Annotated in this window: 17 protein-coding genes; 9 read left to right on the top strand and 8 right to left on the bottom strand. The window is 75.1% G+C overall.

Annotated elements, in window-relative coordinates; genetic code table 11:
- Window positions 1-133: 133 nt before the first annotated feature.
- Together ACZ7H1_RS10080 and ACZ7H1_RS10085 are read right to left on the bottom strand one after the other, a co-directional pair.
- Window positions 134-742 carry a phosphoribosylanthranilate isomerase gene (locus ACZ7H1_RS10080; protein WP_470785313.1) on the bottom strand — a complete coding sequence of 203 codons (609 nt, stop codon included), beginning with the start codon at window positions 740-742 and terminating at the stop codon, window positions 134-136.
- A 4-nt stretch (window positions 743-746) separates the two neighbouring features.
- A complete protein-coding gene (locus ACZ7H1_RS10085) occupies window positions 747-1,952 on the bottom strand; it encodes a PucR family transcriptional regulator (protein WP_470785314.1) in 1,206 nt (401 codons plus the stop codon).
- Between the two features lie 137 nt (window positions 1,953-2,089).
- On the opposite strand from ACZ7H1_RS10085, the gene ACZ7H1_RS10090 reads away from it, so the two are divergent.
- The 4 genes from ACZ7H1_RS10090 (at window position 2,090) to ACZ7H1_RS10105 (ending at window position 4,328) form a co-directional block, all read left to right on the top strand.
- The gene (locus ACZ7H1_RS10090) at window positions 2,090-2,647 is read left to right on the top strand and encodes a TetR/AcrR family transcriptional regulator (RefSeq protein WP_470785316.1); all 558 of its coding nucleotides are present in this window, start codon (window positions 2,090-2,092) and stop codon (window positions 2,645-2,647) included.
- Entirely contained in the window at window positions 2,644-3,162 is a 519-nt protein-coding gene (locus tag ACZ7H1_RS10095; RefSeq protein WP_470785318.1) for a GNAT family N-acetyltransferase, read from the top strand. Before ACZ7H1_RS10090 ends, ACZ7H1_RS10095 begins: the two co-directional genes overlap by 4 nt.
- Before the next feature lie 153 nt (window positions 3,163-3,315).
- Entirely contained in the window at window positions 3,316-3,558 is a 243-nt protein-coding gene (locus ACZ7H1_RS10100) for a helix-turn-helix domain-containing protein (protein ID WP_470785319.1), read from the top strand.
- A gap of 38 nt (window positions 3,559-3,596) precedes the next feature.
- Complete coding sequence (locus ACZ7H1_RS10105) at window positions 3,597-4,328, top strand: SDR family oxidoreductase (protein ID WP_470785320.1); 732 nt, start codon at window positions 3,597-3,599, stop codon at window positions 4,326-4,328.
- Between the two features lie 50 nt (window positions 4,329-4,378).
- On the opposite strand, the gene ACZ7H1_RS10110 is transcribed toward ACZ7H1_RS10105, so the two are convergent.
- Together ACZ7H1_RS10110 and ACZ7H1_RS10115 are read right to left on the bottom strand one after the other, a co-directional pair.
- On the bottom strand, window positions 4,379-6,856 hold the full coding sequence (locus ACZ7H1_RS10110; RefSeq protein ID WP_470785321.1) for a helicase associated domain-containing protein: 2,478 nt from the start codon (window positions 6,854-6,856) through the stop codon (window positions 4,379-4,381).
- Window positions 6,857-6,956: 100 nt separating this feature from the next.
- Entirely contained in the window at window positions 6,957-7,844 is an 888-nt protein-coding gene (locus ACZ7H1_RS10115) for a hypothetical protein (protein ID WP_470785323.1), read from the bottom strand.
- A 79-nt stretch (window positions 7,845-7,923) separates the two neighbouring features.
- On the opposite strand from ACZ7H1_RS10115, the gene ACZ7H1_RS10120 reads away from it, so the two are divergent.
- On the top strand, window positions 7,924-8,622 hold the full coding sequence (locus ACZ7H1_RS10120) for an HAD family hydrolase (RefSeq protein ID WP_470785324.1): 699 nt from the start codon (window positions 7,924-7,926) through the stop codon (window positions 8,620-8,622).
- A gap of 96 nt (window positions 8,623-8,718) precedes the next feature.
- On the opposite strand, the gene ACZ7H1_RS10125 is transcribed toward ACZ7H1_RS10120, so the two are convergent.
- Window positions 8,719-9,621, bottom strand: coding sequence for a helix-turn-helix domain-containing protein (locus tag ACZ7H1_RS10125; protein ID WP_470785326.1), 903 nt, complete (start codon window positions 9,619-9,621; stop codon window positions 8,719-8,721).
- 86 nt (window positions 9,622-9,707) lie between these two features.
- Here ACZ7H1_RS10125 and ACZ7H1_RS10130 point away from each other — a divergent pair, with 86 nt between their 5' ends.
- Complete coding sequence (locus tag ACZ7H1_RS10130; RefSeq protein WP_470785327.1) at window positions 9,708-11,468, top strand: glycoside hydrolase family 35 protein; 1,761 nt, start codon at window positions 9,708-9,710, stop codon at window positions 11,466-11,468.
- 51 nt (window positions 11,469-11,519) lie between these two features.
- Here ACZ7H1_RS10130 and ACZ7H1_RS10135 read toward each other — a convergent pair whose 3' ends face one another.
- Both ACZ7H1_RS10135 and ACZ7H1_RS10140 read right to left on the bottom strand, forming a co-directional pair.
- Entirely contained in the window at window positions 11,520-12,377 is an 858-nt protein-coding gene (locus ACZ7H1_RS10135; RefSeq protein ID WP_470785329.1) for an ABC transporter permease, read from the bottom strand.
- A gap of 14 nt (window positions 12,378-12,391) precedes the next feature.
- Window positions 12,392-15,139, bottom strand: coding sequence for an alpha/beta fold hydrolase (locus ACZ7H1_RS10140; RefSeq protein ID WP_470785331.1), 2,748 nt, complete (start codon window positions 15,137-15,139; stop codon window positions 12,392-12,394).
- Window positions 15,140-15,413: 274 nt separating this feature from the next.
- On the opposite strand from ACZ7H1_RS10140, the gene ACZ7H1_RS10145 reads away from it, so the two are divergent.
- From ACZ7H1_RS10145 to ACZ7H1_RS10155, 3 genes are all read left to right on the top strand, one after another.
- Window positions 15,414-18,854: an endo-alpha-N-acetylgalactosaminidase family protein gene (locus ACZ7H1_RS10145; RefSeq protein ID WP_470785332.1), complete on the top strand. Its 3,441-nt coding sequence runs from the start codon at window positions 15,414-15,416 to the stop codon at window positions 18,852-18,854.
- 118 nt (window positions 18,855-18,972) lie between these two features.
- The gene (locus ACZ7H1_RS10150; RefSeq protein ID WP_470785334.1) at window positions 18,973-20,268 is read left to right on the top strand and encodes a CapA family protein; all 1,296 of its coding nucleotides are present in this window, start codon (window positions 18,973-18,975) and stop codon (window positions 20,266-20,268) included.
- A 55-nt stretch (window positions 20,269-20,323) separates the two neighbouring features.
- Window positions 20,324-20,815 carry a phosphatase domain-containing protein gene (locus ACZ7H1_RS10155; protein ID WP_470785335.1) on the top strand — a complete coding sequence of 164 codons (492 nt, stop codon included), beginning with the start codon at window positions 20,324-20,326 and terminating at the stop codon, window positions 20,813-20,815.
- A gap of 34 nt (window positions 20,816-20,849) precedes the next feature.
- On the opposite strand, the gene ACZ7H1_RS10160 is transcribed toward ACZ7H1_RS10155, so the two are convergent.
- On the bottom strand, window positions 20,850-21,065 hold the full coding sequence (locus ACZ7H1_RS10160) for a dodecin (protein WP_470785337.1): 216 nt from the start codon (window positions 21,063-21,065) through the stop codon (window positions 20,850-20,852).
- Window positions 21,066-21,070: the final 5 nt, after the last annotated feature.

Here is a 21,070-nt window from a genome sequence, read left to right on the forward strand (position 1 = left end):
CGAGCAACGGGATTATACGGGGGGGGGGGACGGCGTGTACCCTGGCAGCCCCTTTCAGCCCCCAACCTGGGCCCCGTTCCCGGCGCAGGCCGTTCGCTGTGGGCGAGCGGCGCAGGCGGTGCGCGTACGGCCGTCAGCGGGCCGCGCGGGCCGCCGTGATGAAGGCCTTGATCAGTTCGGGGTCCTTGAATCCCCGCGTGCTCTCGACACCGCTGGACACGTCCACGCCCCACGGCGAGACGGTACGGACGGCCCGGCCGACGCTGTCCACGGTCAGCCCGCCCGCGAGGAGCCAGCGGCCCTCGGGGGCGGTGAAGTCGGTGGAGGCCCAGTTCCACGGCTTGCCGGAACCGGGGTCGGGCGCGTCGATCAGCAGCAGGTCCTCGCCGAACTCCCCGCAGCGCAGCGGCTCCCCGGCGGTGGCGGTCGCCCGCAGCAGGGTCCGGCCCTCCTGCCGCAGGGCGGCGTAGTACTCCGGCCCCTCGTCGCCGTGGAGCTGTACTCCCCGTACGCCGCTCTCCTCGGTGAGCGCACGCACCTCCGCCAGGGACTGCCCGCGGAACACCCCGACGGTCAGCACGTTCTCCGGGACCCGCGCGGCCAGTCGGCGCGCGGTGGCGGCGTCGACCAGGCGGGGGCTGGCGGCGAAGACGAAGCCGACGGCGTCCGCGCCGGCCTCCACGGCCGTGTCCACGTCCCGCTCGGTCTTCAGCCCGCAGATCTTGATGAACAGCTCACTCATGGGCCTAGTCAACCATCCGCCCTTCGGGCGCCAGCAGGACGACCGCCGCGTGGGCGAGCGAGAGCTCCACCACGTGCGCGGGGTCCGCGAGTGAGCGGCCGGTGAGCTGCTCCAGCCGCCGCAGCCGGTTGGAGACCGTGTTGCGGTGGCAGAACAGCCGCCGGGCCGCGGCGGTCGACGAACCCTGCGCGGCCAGCCAGGTGCCCAGGGTCGTCAGCAGGACCCGGCAGTCCTCGGGCTGGAGCGCGAGCACCGGACCGAGCACGACCGTCCGCAGCCGCCGCGCCAGGTCCCCCTGGGCGGCCACCAGCGCGGCCGGCAGCCGCTCGTCGAGGAACGCCGTGCGCGGGGCGCCCGGGGCAGCCGGCCCGCTGCCCGGGCCCAGCGTGCGCAGGGCCAGCTCGGCGAGCCAGCGGGCCCGCGCCAGCTCGGTGGGGGAGCCGACCACCGGACTCACCCCGGCGCGGGCCCCGGCCCGCGCGAGGAGGTCCCGTACGGAATCCGGCCCGTACCCGCCCAGGTCGACCAGCCCCACTTCGGCATCGGCCCGCATCCGCCACAGCACCCGGGGACCGCAGCCCTCAGCGGGCACCGGGGCGGGCACCGGCGGGCCGTCGTCTTCGGAGCGCAGCACGATCACCGCGAACCGTCCGCGCTCGGCCAGCCCCAGCTGCGCGGCCGCCTCCGAGACCAGCCCGGTCGCGGTGCCCGTGCCGTCGAGGAGCGCGTCGAGCAGGGCGTGCCGGCGCTCCTGGTCGCGGGCGCTGCGCGCGGCCTCGGTGTGCCGGTACGCCTCGGCGACCGCGTCCGTCATCTGCTCCAGTACGTCCCACAGCACCGCGGCGGCGGGCAGCAGCCGGGGGAGCGCGGCGCTGTCGTGGGCGGTCACGGCGTCGGTCAGCGTCTGCCACAGCATCCGGCCGCCGCGCCGGTAGGTGTGCAGCAGGGAGGCGAGCGGCAGGCCCTGTTCGGCGCGCAGGGTGCCGGTCGCCGACGCGTCGGCGAGCTCGACGGGCAGGCCGCGCGCGCTCTGGACCATGCCCTCCAGGGCCTGGCGCAGGTTGCGGTGGATGCGCCGGCGCAGCTCGTGGTGCGTGAGCAGCGCGGCGTACGCCGGGTCGTCGGCCAGCGTCTGCGCCGTCAGCCGGTCCGCCGTGTCGGCGATCCGCACGGCCAGCTCCTCGCCCAGCTCGGCGATGATCCTCTCCATGCCGGGCAGCGTGTCACGCGTGACGGGCCCTGGGGAGGGGCGGGGTGACGGAGGATGGGCTACCGTGCACGGTGCCACTGCAATTGCAGTGGCACCAGTCGTCCGCCGGCCGTCCCCCGCCGCACGAGAGGTCGTCCATGCGCCACAATCCGGCCCGCCGGGCCGCGCTCCTCGACGGGGCGATCGAGGTGCTCGCCCGCGAGGGCTCCCGCGGGCTGACCCTGCGGGCCGTCGACGCAGAGGCCGGGGTGCCCGCGGGCACGGCCTCCAACTACTTCGCCAACCGGGCCCAGATGCTGGCCCAGGTCCTCCACCGCACCCGCGAACGCCTGGTGCCCGACGCCGCCGAACTCGTCGGCCCGCTCGACACGGCCACCCTGCTGCGCGCCCTCATCGAGCGGATGCGGCGCGAGCGCAGCGTCCACATCGCGATGCTCGAACTGCGGCTGGAGGCCACGCGCCGGCCCGAACTCCACGCCGAGCTCACGCGGTTCCTCGCCGCGGAGCTGGAGGACAACATCTCCTTCCACCTCGGCAACGGCCTGCCCGGCGACCGTACCGGAGTGGTCCTGCTCTACCTCGCGATGCTCGGTCTGATCGTCGACGACCTGACGGCCCCCGGTATCCTGGAGCCCCACCCGACGGACGAACTCGTCGACGCGATGGTGGACCGGCTGCTGGGAGGGGCGGGGTGAGCGCGGACTGGGTGCTGCGGCGGCTGACGGCAGAGCACGCCCCCGCCGTCCTCGCCTTCGAGCGCGAGAACCGCGACTACTTCGCCGCCTCCGTACCGGACCGCGGGGACGCCTACTTCGCCGAGTTCGAGGAGCGGCACCGGGCACTGCTCGCCGAACAGGACGAGGGCACGTGCCGGTTCCACGTCGTGATCGGAGGGGCGGACGGGACCGGCCCGGTGCTGGGGCGCGTCAACCTGGTCGACATGGAGGACGGGTCGGCCGAACTGGGCTACCGCATAGCGCAGTCGGCCGCCGGCCGGGGACTGGCGAAGGCCGCCGTGCGCGAGGCCGGCCGGCTCGCCGCCGAGGTGTACGGGCTCACGGAGCTGACCGCCGTGACGACCGCGGACAACCCGGCATCCGACGCCGTGCTGCGCAGGAGCGGGTTCCTGCCCACCGGTACGGTCACGGTCGACGGCCGCCCCGGGATGCGGTACGCACTCCGGCTCGAACCCTCCGGACGTGTCCGGTAGCTTCCGTTTCCGGGCGCCAAGCATTAGATGATCTTAGGGTCGGGGTTACGCGAGTCAGCTGGTCTGAGCGCCCGATGGGGACTTTGATGGCATATGAGGCCCGGTCCAACCGGCGTGCCAGGTCTGTCTCGTTCACGATCAGGGGGAGTACTGATGGACACCGACCCCACCACGAAGGACACCTGCCCCACGCTCATCGGTTCAGTACAGAGGGCATTGCGCCTGGTGGAGGCGATGCACGCCGAGGGCGCGACCACCGCCAAGCGGCTCTCCCGCCTCACCGGCATCCCGCTGCCCACCACGTACCACCTGCTGCGTACCCTCACCCACGAGGGCTATGTCCGGCGTGAGCAGGGGGCGTTCCGCCTCGCGGACGGACTCCCCCTGGCGTCCTGACCCGTGACGGGCGGGAGCGGTGGAGGAGGAAAGACAGCGTGATCACCATCGTCACGGGCGGCAGCCGGGGCATCGGAGCCGCCACCAGCCTGCGGCTCGCCGCCGCCGGGCACGACCTCGCGATCGGATACGCACACGACCGCACTGCGGCCGAGGAGACGGCGCGGGCCGTACGTGCGGCCGGAGTGCGATGTGTGACCGTACGCGGTGACATGTCACACGAGGCCGATGTCGACCGGCTCTTCGACACCGCCGCGGCCGAACTGGGGCCGGTGACCGGACTGGTCAACAACGCCGGTGTGACCGGCCCGCTCGGCCGGCTCGCCGACGCCCGTACCGAGGACCTGCGCCGCGTGCTCGACGTCAACCTCCTCGGTTGCCTGCTGTGTTGCCGCAGGGCAGCCCGCGACATGGCGGCACACGGCTCCGGCGCCATCGTGAACGTGAGCTCGGCCGCAGCCACCCTCGGCAGTCCCGGCGACTACGTCCACTACGCCGCGACCAAGGCCGCCACGGACGCCCTCACCGTCGGCCTCGCCAAGGAACTCGGCCCGGACGGCATCCGGGTCAACGCGGTCGCCCCCGGCATCATCGAGACCGGCATGCACGCGGCGATGGGAGACCCGGACCGCCCCGCCAAGGCCGCCGCCGCCATCCCCCTCGGCCGCCCCGGCGCAGCCGCCGAGGTGGCCGCGGCGATCGGCTGGCTCCTCTCGCCGGACGCCTCGTACACCACGGGCGCCGTCCTGCGCGTCTCCGGCGGCCGCTGACCACCTCGGCCCCCGCCCGCCGCAGCGGCCCCGCAGGCCCGGAGGAGCGGTCAGGACCGGTGGGGAACCGGCGCATCGGACCAGCGCATGTCGAGCGCCTCCAGGTCCGCGACGCGTTCCGGCGACAGGCGGGCCGCCCTGCTGCGGGCGTTGGAGATCCACGCGCCCAGCCGGTAGGCCGTACCGGCGACGGTCTCCACATGGGTGCGCGGCACCTGCAAGTGGCCCTCCCGCTCCCGGAACTGCCGGGCTGCGGCGAGGTTCGCCGCCCACTTGTCCGGGTGGGCCACCCGCGGCCGGGGCCGCTCCGCGGCAGTCGCCGGGGCGAGCCCGAGGGCGTGCTCCAGCAGCCACCGCTGGGCCATGGCGAGCCGGTCCCAGCCGAGCCGCTGCGACTGCACCCACCCGCCGAGGTCCTCGCCCTGGACCATGCACTCGCCCGGCCGGTGCGGGACCCGCCCGCTCGACTCGTACTGCAGCCGCACCAGCCGGAACCGGCGCTGCCAGGAGATCGGCCACCCCGGGCACCACGCCGGGTCGATCTCCTCCAGTGCCTCCCGCCGTTCGTCGGACAGCGCCCCCGGCTCCCCGGGGCTCCGCCGGGCCGCGGCCCGGCTGTTCTTGAGCCACACGCCGAGCGGGTAGCCGTTCCAGGTGGCGTCCGCCGGCGCGAGCAGGTGCCCGTGCTCGGCCGCCCAGCCGCGGGCCGCCGCCAGACCGTCCTCGAAGGCCACGTCGAAGTGCGACCAGACCATGCCCAGCGCGTCCAGCTGCGCGATCCGCTCGGCCGACAGCTGCCCGCGCTTGTGCGCGCGCCGTGCGTCCGCGATCCACTGGCCCAGCGGGAACCCGCTCAGCGGCGCCGGCCAGCCCTCGTCCGCCGTACCCGCGCGGAAGCCGAACGGCACCCGCAGATCGCCTTCCAGACGCGCGTAAGTCCCCGCCGCCGTCAAGCCGCGCTTCCAGTGCGTGCTTTCGGGGCTGAGGATCCGCAGGCTGATGAAGGCCGCCAGCATCGCTGGGTCCCGCGGCTCGGAGAACTTCAGCAGCTGCTGCGCCGGGGCACTGAGACCCGGCGCGCCCGCGCCCTTGCCCCGGCCCGTCGGCTGGTACGCGCCCGGAGCCTGCGGCTGGGCCAGCGCCTCCACCACCCGCGCGTCGTGCGCCCGCAGCGCCTCCAGCAGCCGCGCCAGATCGCCGTACGCCCGCGAGGTCAGCATCGCGTCCGGGCTCTCGCCCGGCCCGAGCAGCACGGGCACCACCAGCGACGCCACCTTGCCCTCGCCGGGCCGGATCCGCAGCGCCCGCCCCACGGCCTGCACCAGGTCCGGCATCGAGCCGCGCAGGTCGGCCCAGAACACCGAATCGCAGGCCCGCGTGTCCACGCCCTCGCCGAGCACCCGCACCGAGCTGAGGAAGCCCCTCCCGACGGCCGCGAACTCCTCCAGCACCTGCCGCCGGTGCAGCGGCCGGTGCTCTCCGCACAGCCAGTCCGCCCACACCTCGCGCGGGTACCGCGCCCGGTCGGTGCGGTGCAGCCGCCGGGCCACCTCCGGCAGTCCCGCCGCGAAGGCCTCGGCCTCCTTCGTCAGGTGGTGGAAGACCAGCGTGCGGCGCAGCCCCTCCTCGGCCGCGGCCTTCACCGCGGCCGTCTGGAGGGCCGCCAGCCGGGCCCCGCGCACCGCGTCGGACCGCGCGTCCGCCCCCAGCAGCAGCGCCGCCTGGAAGCCCGCGTCGGTCACGTCCACGCACACCACCTGGTACGGCGCGACGATCCCGCGGTCGATGGCCTGCGACAGGGTCAGCCGGTGGCAGACCCGGCCGAAGGGACCCTCCGGGTCGTCCTCCATCGAGGCGACGAGCTCGCCCTCGCCGGCCGCCCGGCCCGCGGCCCCGCCGCCGGGACCGGCCCCGCCGCCGCCCGGGCCGCCGCTCCCCGCGGCACCGCCCTCCTCGGCCCCCTGCCACAGCCGGGGCGTGGCCGTCATGTACAGCCGCCGGGCCGCCGGGATGCGCGCGTCGTCGTGCACCACCGCCCAGGCCTTGCCGATCCGTCCCGACGTACGGTGCGCCTCGTCCACGACGATCAGGTCCCACGGCGCCAGCCCCGCCCGGTGGGCGCGCTCGATCGTGCCGAGGCCGAGCGAGGCGTACGTGGCGAACACCGTGAACCGCTCCGGACGCCGGCACCACGCGGCCAGTTCCCCGGCGTCCGTCGTGTTCGGGAAGCCGGCGTCGGCCTCGCGCAGCGAGGACACCCCCAGCAGCGGCCCGTGCCGCCCCGCCGCCCGCCAGGCCGCCGCCGACTGCGTGAGCAGGTCGAGCGACGGTACGAGCACCAGCACCCGCCGTGCCCGCAGCTCCTCGGCGGACCGCGCGGCCACCAGCGTCTTGCCGGAGCCCGTCGCCATGATCACCTGCGTGCGGAGGCCGCGCCCGGAACCCGGTGTTCCCGCGGGCAGCTCCAGCTCGCGCACCACGGCATCGACGGCCTCCCGCTGATGCGGCCGCAGGTCCATCCGTGCCATGTGTGTCTGCTTTCTTCGTGGAAGCCTCCCCGGCCCATTCTCGTACACGGCCGGCCGGGCCGGCCGTGCTCCCCGCCGACGGCCCCCGCGAAGCGGCAGGTCAGCTCGCTCCCGGACCGGGTCCCGGGCGTGCCGTCAGGGGTCCGCCGCCGTGTGCGTCGAGCGGAACCCGCTCACCCAGCGGGCGTTGCAGCGTCACCTTGACCGGGGCGGACAGCAGCTGGCTCGTGCACGGTCCGTCCGAGGCGCCCACGACGTACCCGCGCAGCACCACCGTCTCGGCGCCTTCCAGCACCTCGACGCCCGGTCCCCGGTCGCAGGCGCCGTGTCCCGCCGTGAGGCTGAGGGTACGGCCGTCCGGCGAGACGGCGTCGAGCGACATCAGCGGCATCAGGCCGTTCCCCCCGACCCCGGCGGACTTCAGCGGCGGCGCGGGGAGCGCGGTGGGCGCGACCGCGAGGTACGTCAGGGGGGCGGTGTACCCGCGCAGGGTGAAGAACCACGCCGGCACCTGGGCGGGGCCACGGCTGGTGGCCACCTCCAGCGCGCCGGGCCGGACCGCGGTGACCGTGAGGGAGCGCGGCCCGTCCGGCGAGGGGCCGTGGTCCAGCAGGTCGTACGCCTGCCGGGCCGGGACCGGGTCCGCGGCGAGCGTGGTGCCGTCCGCCCACCGGACGGTCCGGCCCCCGGTGCCCGGCTCCGGCAGGGCGATGGTGGCGGCGAAGTCCCCGCGCCCGTAGGCGAGTTTGTCCTCGCTGCTGCGGAAGGCGTCGGACGGGAGGCGGACCGGGTCCGCCAGCGGGAAGTACCCCTCGCGCCAGGTCCGGGCGGCCGCCGAGCCCTCCCAGGCCCGGGCCACCTCCCGCATCCGGGCCGTGCCGTCCCCGTCGTCTTCGCCGCCTCCGCCGAGGGGCCCGCCGCAGGCCGCGGTTCCGAGCAGGAGCACGGCCGTGATTCCGGCCGCGCAGGAGAGTCGTACGGACCGCATGGATCCCCCTTCATCCCAACGCTGTTGCCCCTTGGACCCCGCGGCCAACCCCGCGGTTCCCCGGTGAGATGATCGGATCATGAACGGGAGACGCGTGCTGTTCGACGTCGACGGCACCCTGATCGACGCGGTGGACAACCAGCGGCGGGTCTGGCACGACTGGGCCCGGCAGCACGGGCTCGACCCCGCGGGCGTGCACGCGGTCGCACTGCGCACCCGGCCGCTGGAGACCTTCGCCCACGTCGCGCCGGACCGGGACCCGCACGCCTGCCTGGCCGCCCTGCACGCCCTGGAGGACGAGGACGTCCGCACCGGCAGCTACGCGTCCTTCGCGGGCGCGGCGGAGCTCCTCGGTGCGCTCGGCGCCCTCGGATCCCTCGGCGCCGGGTCCGCACCCCGCTGGGCCCTCGTCACCTCGAACTACGAACACCGGGTCCGCGGCCGCTTCACCCGGACCGGACTGCCCGACCCCGCACTGGTCGTGGACGCCGAGGCCGTCCCGGAGGGCAAGCCCTCGCCGGTCCCCTACCTCCACGCCGCCGCCGTCTTGGGCGTGGCGCCGCAGGACTGCCTCGTGATCGAGGACGCGCCGTCCGGCATCGAGTCGGGGCTGCGCGCCGGCATGACGGTCTGGTCGGTCAACAGCCCCGTACCGCCCGCGGGGTCGCACCGTCACTTCGCCACCCTGCACGAAGCCGCGCCGGCCGTCCTGGCCTGGGCCCGGCAGGAGCCGGGGAGCACGCGCGGGGCCGCCCGGGAGACGCCCGGGCCCTCCTGACCCCCGAATCCCGGACCCACCTCGACGCCTGGGACCTGCCGCCCCCGCGCCCGCGACCTGGCTACCCCGACCCCGGCCCCCGCGACCTGCCGCGGCTCAGGCCGCCGGACCGCCCGGCTCCGCCGGTCGCAGCATCGGCGGACGGGACGGGTCCGGGATCTGCCGGGACCACCCGCCCGGCACCGCCCGGCCCTGCTGCTCTCGGAAGCGCACCGGGGCCACGCCCACCCGGCGGGTGAACAGGCGGGAGAAGTACGCCGGGTCCTGGTAGCCCACCCGGCGCGCCACCGCCGCGACCGGCAGCTCCGTCGCCGCCAGCAGCTCCTTCGCCCGGCCGAGCCGGATGCCCAGCAGGTAGTCCTTCGGGCTGCAGCCCGAACCGCGCCGGACCGCCGCCCGCAGCTCGGCCGGCGTCATCCGGTGCCGCGCCGCGTGCTCCGCCACCGACAGCGGCAGGAACGCGTCCCGGGCCAGGGCCCGGAGCACCGGATGGCCGTCGGGGGCGGTGTCGGCGCGCGCCCGTCGCAGTACCACCAGCAGCTCGTGGACGGCGGCGGCCGTCTCCACCTCCAGCAGCGGATTGCCGCGGTGCGCGGCCCGCGCGATCCGGGCGACCACCGCCCGCGCGCCCCCGGCGTCGCCCAGCGGCACCACCGGGCGCCGGGGTTCGACGTAGCCGAGCTCGGTGTACGTCGCCGCCGCCGGCCCCGTGAAGTCGACGAAGCACTCGTCCCAACCGGTCACCGGATCGGCGCCGTACTCGTGCTCCGTGCCCGGGACCAGCCAGATCAGGGCCGGAGCGGTGACCCGCAGCCGGCTGCCGTCCGGGGCCCGGAACCAGCCCCCGCCCGCCGACACCACCACCGCCACGTGGTGGTCCAGGGTGCGGGGCCCGACCGGCGGCAGCACGCCGTACTGCAGGCCCACCCCGAGACACACCAGGCCGAGCCGGTGGTGGACCGGTCCGGGCGTGAAGTACCGCATCCAGGTGTGGTACATCCGCCCGCGCCCCCCGTCCCTGTGTCCAAGCAGAGCCGATCTTTGTCCATGGACCCGCGGGCCGCCAGGGGGCGAAGGTGGCGGGCGTGAGCGAATTCCGCGTAGGCGAAGACCATTTCGAACTGGACGGCACGCCCGTGCGACTGCTCTCCGGCGCCCTGCACTACTTCCGGGTCCACGAGGAGCACTGGCGCCACCGGCTGGCGACGATGCGCGCCATGGGGCTGAACTGCGTGGAGACGTACGTCCCCTGGAACCTCCATCAGCCCGCCCCGCACACCCTCCGCGACGTGGCCGCCGTCGGCCGCTTCCTGCGGGCCGTGCACGAGGCGGGCCTGTGGGCGGTCGTCCGGCCCGGCCCGTACATCTGCGCCGAGTGGGAGAACGGCGGCCTGCCGCACTGGGTGACCGGGCCGCTCGGCCCGCGCATCCGCACCCGCGATCCGGAGTTCCTGCGGTACGTCGACGCGTGGTTCGCCGAGCTCCTCCCGCAGATCGTGCCCCACCAGTGCGACGCCCCCGGCGGCGGCCCGGTCCTCATGGTGCAGGTGGAGAACGAATACGGGTCCTACGGCTCCGACCGGCACTACCTGCGCCACCTCGCCGACACCCTGCGCACCGGCGGGGTGACCGTACCGCTGTTCACCTCGGACGGGCCCGAGGACCACATGCTCACCGGCGGCTCCCTGCCCGGAGTCCTCGCCACCGCCAACTTCGGCTCCCGGGCGGGCGAGGCGTTCGAGACCCTGCGCCGCCACCGGCCCAAGGGCCCGCTGATGTGCATGGAGTTCTGGTGCGGCTGGTTCGACCACTGGGGCGCCGGGCACGCCGGACGCGACGCGGCGGACGCCGCCGCCGTCCTGCGCGAGATCCTCGAGGCCGGCGCCTCCGTCAACCTGTACATGGCCCACGGCGGCACCAGCTTCGGCGGCTGGGCCGGAGCCAACCGGGGCGGCGCACTGCACGACGGGCCGCTCCGGCCCGACGTCACCTCCTACGACTACGACGCGCCGATCGACGAACAGGGCCGTCCCACGGCCAAGTTCCACGCCTTCCGCGAGGTGCTCGCGGAGTACGCCGTGCAGCCGCTGCCGCAGATCCCGCCCGCGCCGCCCGCCCTGGCCGCCCCCGCGGCGGCGGAGCCGGCCGCGTGGACCTCCCTGGACCGGGTCCTCACCGCGCTCGGCGGCCCCGAACGGACCTCCGGCGCACCGCCCACCTTCGAGGAACTCGGCGTGGACCGGGGCCTGGTGCGCTACCGCGCCACCCTGCCGGGCCCGCGGCAGCCCTACCCGCTCGCGGTGCACGGGCTGCGCGACCGGGCCGTCGTGTACGTGGACGGGGTGCGGGCCGCGATCCTGACCGAGGACGAGGGGGCGCTGCCCGAGCCGGTGCCCGGCCCGGCGGAGGTCGACCTGTGGGTGGAGTCGCTGGGGCGGGTCAACTACGGCCCCCGGCTGGGCGAGCCGAAGGGCATCACGGGCGGCATCCGCCACGAGCGGCAGTACGTGCACGGGGTGAGCGCCCGGGGCCTGCGCCTCGACGCCTTCGACGACGCCGACCGGGTCCGGTCCCTGCCGTCCGGCCCCGCCGCGCGGCCCGGGGCCCCCGGCCTCTACCGGGGCACCCTCGAACTGACCGGACCCGGCGACGCGGCCCTCGAACTGCCCGGCTGGACCCGTGGTTTCGTCTGGGTCAACGGCTTCAACCTCGGCCGCTACTGGTCGGCGGGCCCGCAGGACCGGCTCTTCGTCCCGGGGCCGGTGCTGCGGGAGGGCCCCAACGAACTGTGGGTGCTCGAGCTCGAAGAGGCCCCCGCCGAGCCCCGCGTCCGCCTCCGGCCGTAAGTCGCCCGCGCGCCGCGGATTCCGCCCGTCAGGAGGCGGTGTCCCGGACCGTCACGACACGATGTCCTTGCGGGCGAAACCGCGGAAGGCGAGGGCGAAGAGCACCAGCGCGTACGCCACCGACACCGCCGAGCCCTTGATCATCCCGGCCCACTCCAGCTGCGGCTGGAGCGCGTCCGCCCAGGCGAACTGCCAGTGCGCGGGCAGGAACTCGCGCCACGAACCGAGCGCGGTCACCGCGTCGAGCACGTTGCCCACGATCGTCAGGCCGACCGCCCCGCCGACCGCGCCGAGCGGGGCGTCCGTACGCGTCGAGAGCCAGAACGCCAGCCCCGCCGTGACCAGCTGGGAGACGAAGACGAAGCCGACGGCGACCGCGAGCCTCGGCAGCGCGTCGGCGGCCGGCAGGGAGCCCCCGGTCGGCAGCTGGAGCGGGCCCCAGCCGTAGGCGACGGTCCCCGCCGCCAGCGCGACCACCGGCAGCAGCACCAGCGCCGCCAGGCTGAACCCGAGCGCGACCACCAGCTTGCTCCACAGCAGCCGGGCCCTGGGCACCGGCGAGGCGAGCAGGTAGCGCAGCGAGGACCAGCTCGCCTCCGAGGCGACCGTGTCGCCGCAGAACAGCGCGACCGGCACCACCAGCAGGAAGCCCGCCGAGACGAACAGACAGGTCGCGGCGAAGTTCGCGCCCGAGACCGTCGCCGTGTCGATCAGGGAGATCCGGCCGCCGGTGCCCCGGTCGTCCTCCGGCCCGCCGCCCACCGCGAACGCCACGATCAGCACGAACGGCAGGGCGGCCAGGATCCCGCCCATCACCAGCGTCCGCCGCCTGCGCCACTGCCGCAGCGCCTCGACGCGCAACGGCAGGGTGCGCCGCGCCCGGTAACCGGGCGCAGTCTCACGTGCCACTTCACACTGCACGGTCACGTGGTGCCTCCGATCAGAGTGAGGAACGCGTCCTCCAGGCGCCGGTGCGGTCCGGCACCGGTCACGGGCAGGTCCAGGCGTACGAGTTCGGCGATCAGCTCCGCGGCCGTCGCGCCCTCCAGACGGACCAGCAGCCCGTCCTCGGCCGCGGCCACGGACCCCACGCCTTCCAGCGCAGCCACCTTCCCGGCGGCCTCCTCGCCGAGGGGCCCCTCGAACGTCACCAGCAGCGTGTCGCCACCCCCGGTGATCTCGGCCACCGGGCCGGCCTGCACCAGCCGCCCGCGGTCCATGACCACCAGGTGCGTGCAGGTCTGCTCGACCTCCGACAGCAGGTGGCTCGAGACGATGACCGTCCGGCCCGCAGCCGCGTACCGGATCATCACGTCCCGCATCTCCCGGATCTGCGGCGGGTCGAGACCGTTCGTCGGCTCGTCGAGGATCAGCAGGTCCGGCAGCCCCAGCATGGCCTGCGCGATGGCGAGCCGCTGCCGCATGCCCTGCGAGTACGTCCGCACCGCACGCTCCAGCGCGTCGCCCAGCCCTGCGATCTCCAGCGCCTCGTCCAGGTGCGCGTCCCCGGCGGGCCGCCCGGTGGAGCGCCAGTACAGCTCCAGGTTGGCCCGCCCCGACAGGTGCGGCAGGAAGCCCGCACCCTCGACGAACGCGCCGACCCGCGACAGCACGGGCGCCCCGGGCCGGATCGCGTGCCCGAACACCCGGATCTCCCCGCTGTCCGGGCGGATCAGCCCCATCAGCATGCGCAGCGTCGTGGTCTTCCCCGCGCCGTTCGGCCCGAGCAGGCCCAGCACCTGTCCCTTCCCGACCCGGAACGACAGGTCGCGCACGGCGTACCGGTCGGCCGACTTCGCGTACCGCTTCGCCAGCCCGGTGATCTCCAGCGGCACGTCCGCCAGCGCGGGGTCCGGCGCGGCTGCCGCCGTCCGGCGCCGGGCACCTGCCAGCAGCACCGCACCCACCGCGACGGCACCCAGCGGCAGCCCCCAGGTCCACCACGGCAGCCCGGCCGCCCCGGCCGTCACCCGGGGCGCGACCGGCACGCGCAGCGGGCCCTCCACGGCCACCGTGTACGCGGCGGGCGCCGCCGGGGTCGCGAAGCCGAGGTCGGTGGCGGCGAGCACCAGCCGCAGCCGGTGCCCCGCCTCGACGGCGTGGTCGATGGCGGGCAGGGCCAGCTCGACGCTGCGCCCGCCCTGCGCGCCGGTGACCCGCACCGGCGACACCAGCTGGCTCGGCAGCAGCTGCTGCCGTCCGTCCGGCCCCACGTCGTACACCTTGCCGAACAGCACCGCCGAGCCGTCCGCAGCCGTCGAGGTGACCTTGACCCGTACGGTCGGCGCGCCCGTGATCCGTACGTCCGTGCCGACGGGCGCCGAGTCGAACCGGGCGTGCTGCCCGGGGAAGTCCAGCGACAGCCCGGTGCCGAAGGCCGCGAACTGCCCGCCGATCCCCGGCAGCGAGGACAGCGCGGGCGGCGCGCCCCCGGCCGGGTTGCGGAACGTCTGTGCGCGGCCCGTCAGCGCGACGTCCTGCCGCCGCTCGCCCGCCAGGCCCGGGTAGCCGGCGCCGCTCGCGCCGCGCAGCTGCACCTGGCCGTCGGTCGAGTCGATGCCGCCGGTGCGCGAGACCCGGAACACCGGCCCGGTGTCCGCACCCGTGTCGCCCTTGAGGTACCGGTCGAACCAGGCCGCCACCCGGTCCTCGACCCGGCCGCCCTCGCGCATGCCGCCGTCGTGGCCGCCCGCCGCCCAGTCCACGGCGACCGGCGCGCCGTTCGCGGCGATGGCCCGGGCCGCCGCGTCGGCCTGGTCCAGCGGGAAGAGCGAGTCGGCCTGGCCCTGCACGAACAGGGCGGGCACGCGGATGCGGTCGCCGACCGCGGACGGGCTGCGCCGCTCCAGCAGCTCGCGCGCGGCCGGGTCGGGCCGGCCGGCGACGGCCACCCGCTCGTACATCGCGCACAGCTCGGGCCGGAACCGGCCGCAGCCGTCAGCGGAGCCGACGGGGCCGGGGGCGGAGGAGGCAGGCGCGCCGGAGGCCCGGTCGGCACCGGGATCCTGCCCCGTGCCGGGAGCCGTGCCGGGCGCCAGGCCCCCCACCGCGCCGCCCGCGGTCGAGCCGGTGGTGAAGAACACCCCCGCCCACAGCTTCTTGAAGACGCCGCCGGGGAAGAGCGAGTCGGCGAGGTTCCAGTAGGTGATCTGCGGGGCGATCGCGTCCACCCGCCGGTCGTGTCCCGCCGCGAGCAGCGCGACCGCGCCGCCGTACGAAGCCCCCGCGACCCCCACCCGCGGGTCGCCGGCCGCGTCGAGCCGCACCTCGGAGCGTGCCGCGAGCCAGTCCACGAGCCGGGAGACGTCCTTGACCTCGTACTCCGGGTCGTTCAGCCCGATCCGGCCGCCCGACGCGCCGAACCCGCGCGCGGACCAGGTGAGGACGGCGTACCCGTCGCGCGCCAGCCGCTCCGCCTGGGGCCGTACGTCCTCCTTGCTGCCGCCGAAGCCGTGGCCGAGCAGCACCGCGGGCCGTTTGCCGGACCCGCCCGCCGTGAAGTACGAGGTGTCGATCGCGGCGCCCGGCATGCGCAGCACCCGGTCCTCCCGGTGCACCTCCGGGCCGCCGCCGGGACCGGCGGCGGCCCAGGTGCCGGCGCCGGCGGCCAGGACGAGGGCGGTCGCGCCCGCGAGCAGGCGCGCACGGCGCCCGGGCAGTCTGATCTGCATGCCCGAACACTAAAGGGGCGGCCGTGTCCCGTGCGGCGGCCCTCAGGGTGAGCCGCCGCCCCTCCCTGAGGCGTACGCGACCGCCGCGCGTACCGCGCCTGCGGTACGCCCGTACCCGCCCGTACGCGCCCGTACGCCGCGAGACACGCCGCGGCCGGGCCCGCCGCGGGGCCGAGAAGTCCATGACCGCCCGCGGTTTTGTCCATGGGCCTGGCTTCCCGCCGCGCGCCAAGCTGGCTCGCCAACGAGTGCCCATGAACTCGAGGGAGAACCGATGCGAACCCCCCATTGGGCCGCAGCGGCAGCCGCGGCCGGTCTCACGGCCCCGCTGCTCGTCTGCGCACCCGCCGCCGCCTCCGGCACCGCAGCCACCCCCGTGACCATCAGCTCGGCGGACCTGTCCGTACGCGTGGACGCCGGCTTCCCGCGGGTCATCGACTACACCCAGCGGGCCACCGGCGAGGTGCTGGACGGCAACGAGGACCCGCTGAGCCGGATCGTGGTCAACGGCACCACGTACACCCCCGCCGTCACCTCCACCGTCGCCGCCGACCGGGTCGACTACGCGATGGCCTTCTCCGGCGTCACGGTCCGCGCCCGCCTCGCGGTCGCGGGATCCGTCCTGGAGTTCAAGGTCACCGGCATCGAGGACACCCCGGGCCTGCGGGTGCGCAGCCTGTCCGTGCCGGACCACAACCTGGTGAGCGTCCGCAGCAGCCGGCCGGGCGCCGCCCTGGCGACCGCGAGGATGCACACCGCCACCACCGGTACCGGCGACACCTTCACGCCCGTCACCGGCTCCACCCCCGTCGACCCCGCAGCGACCACCGTGATGCTCGGCCTCCTCAACACCGGGAAGCTGGCCGCCGCCGTCGACTCCAACTCCTACGCCGACAAGCCCTCCGGCGGCACCGCCCGCGAGAACGGGCGCATCGTCAAACAGGTCGTCGACAGGGGCTCCCACCGCAGGGCGGGCCTGTGGAGCGGCGGCTGGGTCCACCGCGCCGAGGGCGCCGCCGACACCGACACGGAACCGCTCCCGTACGCGCGCGTCGCCATCACCGGCGACCGCAATGCCGACGCCGTCGTGGACTGGCAGGACGCCGCCGTCGCCTACCGGGACATCTGGTCCCCGCCCGCCGGCTGGCAGCACACCGCCGACCGCGTCGTCCAGCGGATCCCCTTCAACTTCGCCTCGCAGGCCACGCACCCCTTCGCCCAGACCCTCGACGAGACCAAGCGGGTCTCCCGGGCCACCGACGGCCTCGGCCAGTTCGTCCTCCTCAAGGGCTACGCCTCCGAGGGCCACGACTCGGCGCACATGGACTACAAGAACATCGGAGCCAAGCTGGGCGGCGCCGCCGGCCTGCGCGCCCTCACCACCGCCGGCCACGCCTACAACGCCGACTTCGGCGTGCACGTCAACGCCACCGAGGAGTACCCGGTGTCGGCGACGTTCGACCCGTCCGGGCAGACCGGCGGGCTGGGCTGGGACTGGCTCGACCAGTCGTACTACGTCGACACCCGCAAGGACGGCCAGTCCGGCGCCCGCCTCAGGAGGCTCCAGGACCTCAAGACGGCCGCCCCGGACCTCGACTTCCTCTACGTCGACGTCTGGTACGGCGACGGGTACGTCTCCCGCCGCCTCACCCGCGAGATCACCGGCCTGGGCCTCCAGGTCGCCACGGAGTTCCCGGACTCCCTCACCGACCAGTCCCTGTGGCACCACTGGGCGGCGGACGTCGACTACGGCGGCAGCGACCACAAGGGCATCAACTCGACCATCGCCCGGTTCGTCGCCAACCATGCCAAGGACGACTGGATCGCCCGCCACCCCCTCCTCGGCGGCGCCGAGGTGACCGCCTACGAGGGCTGGCAGGGGAAGCGGGACTTCACCGCCTTCCTCAGGACGACGTTCGCCGTCAACCTGCCGACCAAGTACCTCCAGGAGTCGCCGGTCGTGAAGTGGACCGCGGACACCGTCACCCTGGCCAACGGCACCACCGTCACCAAGTCCGGCAACGGCCGCAGGATCACCACCGGCGGCCGCACGGTCCTCGACGGCGGCGCGTACCTGCTGCCCCGCGACGGCAAGCTCCACCACTGGAACACCGCCGGCGGCACCACCACCTGGACCCTCCCGCCCGGCTGGAGCGCCCCGAAGCTGTACCGGCTCACCGACACCGGCCGCCAGTTCGTCTCCGACCTCGCCGTCAGCGGCGGCCGGGTCGGCATCAACGCCGCCGCCGGGACGGCGTACGTCGTCACCGACGGCGCCGCACCCGCCCAGCCCGACCCGAGGTGGGGCGAGGGCACCCCGCTCCGCGACCCCGGCTTCTACGCGGGCAACCTGGCCGCGTGGACCGTGACCGGTACCGGCGCGGCCGTGGCCCGCAACGCGCAGGGACAGCACGAGCTCACGGCCGCGGCCGGCGCCGCGCCCCGGGTCTCCCAGACCATGACCGGCCTGGCCCCCGGCACCTACGCGGCCTCCGTATGGGTCTCCACCCCCGCCGGCCGCCGCGCGACCCTCACCGTGACCCCCGCGGGCGGTGCCCCCGCGGCCGTGCACGCGGATTCCTCGCCGCTGACGAACACCCTCGGCGGAAGCGAGAAGAACGGCACGAAGATGCAGCGGATGAAGGTGCTCTTCGACGTCCCGGCCGGGGGGTCGGGCGCCGTGCTCGAACTGTCCGCCGCGGCCGCGCCGGGCACCGTGTACTTCGACGACGTCCGCGTCGTCGCCTCCGCCCGCACCCCCTCCGGCGGCCACTGGTACGCGGAGGACTTCGAGAACCCCGACGCGGGCTGGGGGCCGTTCGTCTTCGGCGGCGCGGGCGGCGCGGCCACCGACCCGCGCACCCATGTCGCCCAGCGCAACGCCCCGTACACACAGGCAGGTTGGAACGGCAAGCTCGTCGACGACGTGATCGGCGGCGGCAACTCCCTGAAGTCCCACGAGGAACGCCAGGGCCTGGTCTACCGGACCCTGCCGCAGACCCTGCGCTTCACCCAGGGCCGTACGTACCGGGTGCAGTTCCGCTACGAGGCCGGATTCGGCGACGACTACCGGTTCGTCACCGGGTCGGGCAGCGCCGAGAGCTCCGCGGCCCTCGGCCAGGCCCGTACGCCGACCACGTTCACCAGTACGTTCACGGCCGGAGCCGACGCGTGGATCGGCGTGCGCAAGGTGACCGGCGAGGGCTCGCACGACGAGGCCGACCTGATCCTCGACGACCTCGTCGTGGACGACCTGGGCGACGGCGGCAGCGGCGAGGCGCTCGTCCCGCAGGACCGGATCTCCGTGGAGGCGGTGGACAGCGAGGAGACCACCCACGAGGACGGACGCGCCGTCAACGTGCTCGATGGGGACGCCGCGACGATCTGGCACACCCGGTGGTCCGCGCCCGCGGCGCCGATGCCCCACGAGATCACCCTCGACCTGGGCGCCGCGTACAACGTCTCGAAGCTGCTCTGCCTGCCCCGGCAGAACCAGAGCAACGGCCGCATCGCCGCCTACGAGGTGTACACCTCGGCCGACGGGGTCACCTGGTCGGTGCCCGCTGCCTCCGGGACCTTCCCCGACACCACCGCACAGCAGGAGGTGGCGTTCGCCCCCCGCGCCGCCCGCTACGTGCGCCTGAAGGCGACGGCGGAGGTCGGAGGCAATCCGTGGACGTCGGTGGCCGAGCTGAACGTGGCCCATCGGCCCTGAGGGTCCGGTTCCCGCGTCATTGCCGGGCCCCGTGAGGCAACCCGTGCGACAGTAATTCCCTCTCACCGAACGTACGTACGCAATCACCACGGTGGGCCGGGGAGCGGGAGGCAGTTGCATGGGGCACGGCGGTCAGGATCCCCAGCAGGACGACCGGCAGTCCGGGCAGCACGTGCCCGGGCAGCGGGAGTCCGGGCAGCAGGCGTCCGGGCGGCGGCGCGGCGCGATCGCAGCCGCCGCCACGGTCACCGCGCTCGCCCTCGCGGCCGCCGGCGCGTGGCTGATATCCGGGGCGCCGGACTCCGCCCCGGACGGCAGGCAGCGGCTGCACGCGGGCGGCCAGGCGAAGAAGACCGCCCCGGCTCCGCAGGGCAGGCCGTTCACCCTCGTGGCCACCGGCGACATCATCCCGTACCCCTCGATCATCGCGCGGGCCGCGAGCGACTCCGGCGCCGGCGGCGAGAGCCACGACTTCCGCCGGATACTGGAGGGCGTCAAGCCCGTCGTCTCCGCCGCCGACCTCGCGATATGCCACCACGAGATACCCTACGGCGAGGCCGGCGGGCCCTACACGGGCTACCCGCTGTTCAAGGCGCCCCGCCAGCTCGCCGCCTCGCTCAAGGACACGGGGTACGAGGGCTGCTCCACGGCCTCGAACCACACCCTCGACGCCGGGTACGAGGGGCTCGCCCGCACCCTCGACGGGCTGGACGCGGCGGGGCTGGCGCACGTGGGCTCGGCCCGCAGCGCCGAGGAGGCCAAGGCCCCCGCCTGGTACCGGGCGGGCGGCGCCAAGGTGGCCCAACTGTCCTACACGTACGGGACGAACGGCATCCCGCTGCCCGACGGCAAGCCGTGGTCCGTGAACCTCATCGACGAGAAGAAGATCATCGCCGATGCCCGCGCGGCCCGGCGGGCGGGGGCGCAGGTGGTGCTCCTCAGCGTCCACTGGGGAACCGAGTGGCAGACCGCCCCGGACGCCCAGCAGCGCGAACTGGCGCAGGCGCTGACGGCCTCCCGCACCGGCGGACTCCCGGACATCGACCTGGTCATCGGCACGCACAACCACGTCCCGCAGCCGTACGAGAAGGTCAACGGCACCTGGGTGGTCTACGGGATGGGCGACCAGGTCGCCAGCTTCGTGCCCGCCGACAAGAAGCGCGGCAACGAGTCCTCCATCCCGAGGTTCACCTTCGCGCCCTCCGCGGCGCACCCGGGCCGCTGGGAGGTGGTGAAGGCCGAATACCTCACCCAGTACTCGGACATGGGGCCGCCGTTCCGCGTGGTGTGCACGTCCTGCGAGGCGCAGCCGGCGGGCAAGCGGGCGGAGTACGCGGCGGTCGACGAGCGGGTCTCGGCGGCGGTCCTGTCCCGCGGAGCGGCCGGTCAGGGACTGACGCGGGCGGTGCGGTGAGCCGGCCCGGGCGGTGACTCCGCCGCACGCCGGGGCGGCGCCTACGCTGGCGGGCATGAGCGACGACAGCAAGCGGCCGCTGGCCGTGTTCGATCTCGACGGCACCCTCGCGGACACCGCACACCGGCAGCACTTCCTGGAGCGCAAGCCCCGCGACTGGGACGGGTTCTTCGGCGCGGCCCCGAAGGATCCGCCGCTGGCGCGCGGGGTGCGGATGGCGGTCGAGAGCGGCGCCGAGTGCGAGGTCGTGTACCTGACCGGCCGGCCGGAGCGCTGCCGTCCCGACACCCTGGCCTGGCTGGCCGCCAACGGCCTGCCGGAAGGCCGGGTGTGGATGCGCGCCAATCACGACCGGCGGCCCGCCCGGACCACCAAGCTGGAGGTGCTGCGGCGGATCTCGCGCGGGCGGGAGGTGCGCATGCTGGTCGACGACGACGAGCTGGTGTGCGAGGCCGCCCGGGCGGCCGGGTTCCGGGTGGTGGTCGCCGACTGGGCGGCGGCCTCCGAGGAGCTCAAGGACGCGCAGGAGCGTGAGGGCCGGACCTGAGGCGGTCCGGCCCCGGCGCGCGCCTGCGGGTGCGTCAGTCCTCGTCGTCCAGGCGGAAACCGACCTTCAGGCCGACCTGGAAGTGCGCGATCTGGCCGTTCTCGATGTGCCCGCGGACCTGTGTGACCTCGAACCAGTCGAGGTTGCGCAGGGTCTGCCGGGCCCGGTCGATTCCGTTGCGGATCGCCTGGTCGGTGCCTTCGTGGGAGGTGCCCACGATCTCGGTCACGCGGTAGGTGTGATTCGACATGTGAC

The sequence above is a fragment of the Streptomyces sp. NPDC037401 genome (assembly GCF_055602345.1).

Excerpts from the sequence above, each read along its gene's own strand:
- ACZ7H1_RS10080 (WP_470785313.1), bottom strand. The coding sequence starts at position 742 with ATGAGTGAGCTGTTCATCAAGATCTGCGGGCTGAAGACCGAGCGGGAC.
- ACZ7H1_RS10085 (WP_470785314.1), bottom strand. The coding sequence starts at position 1,952 with ATGGAGAGGATCATCGCCGAGCTGGGCGAGGAGCTGGCCGTGCGGATC.
- ACZ7H1_RS10090 (WP_470785316.1), top strand. The coding sequence starts at position 2,090 with ATGCGCCACAATCCGGCCCGCCGGGCCGCGCTCCTCGACGGGGCGATC.
- ACZ7H1_RS10100 (WP_470785319.1), top strand. The coding sequence starts at position 3,316 with ATGGACACCGACCCCACCACGAAGGACACCTGCCCCACGCTCATCGGT.
- ACZ7H1_RS10110 (WP_470785321.1), bottom strand. The coding sequence starts at position 6,856 with ATGGCACGGATGGACCTGCGGCCGCATCAGCGGGAGGCCGTCGATGCC.
- ACZ7H1_RS10115 (WP_470785323.1), bottom strand. The coding sequence starts at position 7,844 with ATGCGGTCCGTACGACTCTCCTGCGCGGCCGGAATCACGGCCGTGCTC.
- ACZ7H1_RS10120 (WP_470785324.1), top strand. The coding sequence starts at position 7,924 with ATGAACGGGAGACGCGTGCTGTTCGACGTCGACGGCACCCTGATCGAC.
- ACZ7H1_RS10125 (WP_470785326.1), bottom strand. The coding sequence starts at position 9,621 with ATGTACCACACCTGGATGCGGTACTTCACGCCCGGACCGGTCCACCAC.
- ACZ7H1_RS10140 (WP_470785331.1), bottom strand. The coding sequence starts at position 15,139 with ATGCAGATCAGACTGCCCGGGCGCCGTGCGCGCCTGCTCGCGGGCGCG.
- ACZ7H1_RS10145 (WP_470785332.1), top strand. The coding sequence starts at position 15,414 with ATGCGAACCCCCCATTGGGCCGCAGCGGCAGCCGCGGCCGGTCTCACG.
- ACZ7H1_RS10150 (WP_470785334.1), top strand. The coding sequence starts at position 18,973 with ATGGGGCACGGCGGTCAGGATCCCCAGCAGGACGACCGGCAGTCCGGG.
- ACZ7H1_RS10155 (WP_470785335.1), top strand. The coding sequence starts at position 20,324 with ATGAGCGACGACAGCAAGCGGCCGCTGGCCGTGTTCGATCTCGACGGC.
- ACZ7H1_RS10160 (WP_470785337.1), bottom strand. The coding sequence starts at position 21,065 with ATGTCGAATCACACCTACCGCGTGACCGAGATCGTGGGCACCTCCCAC.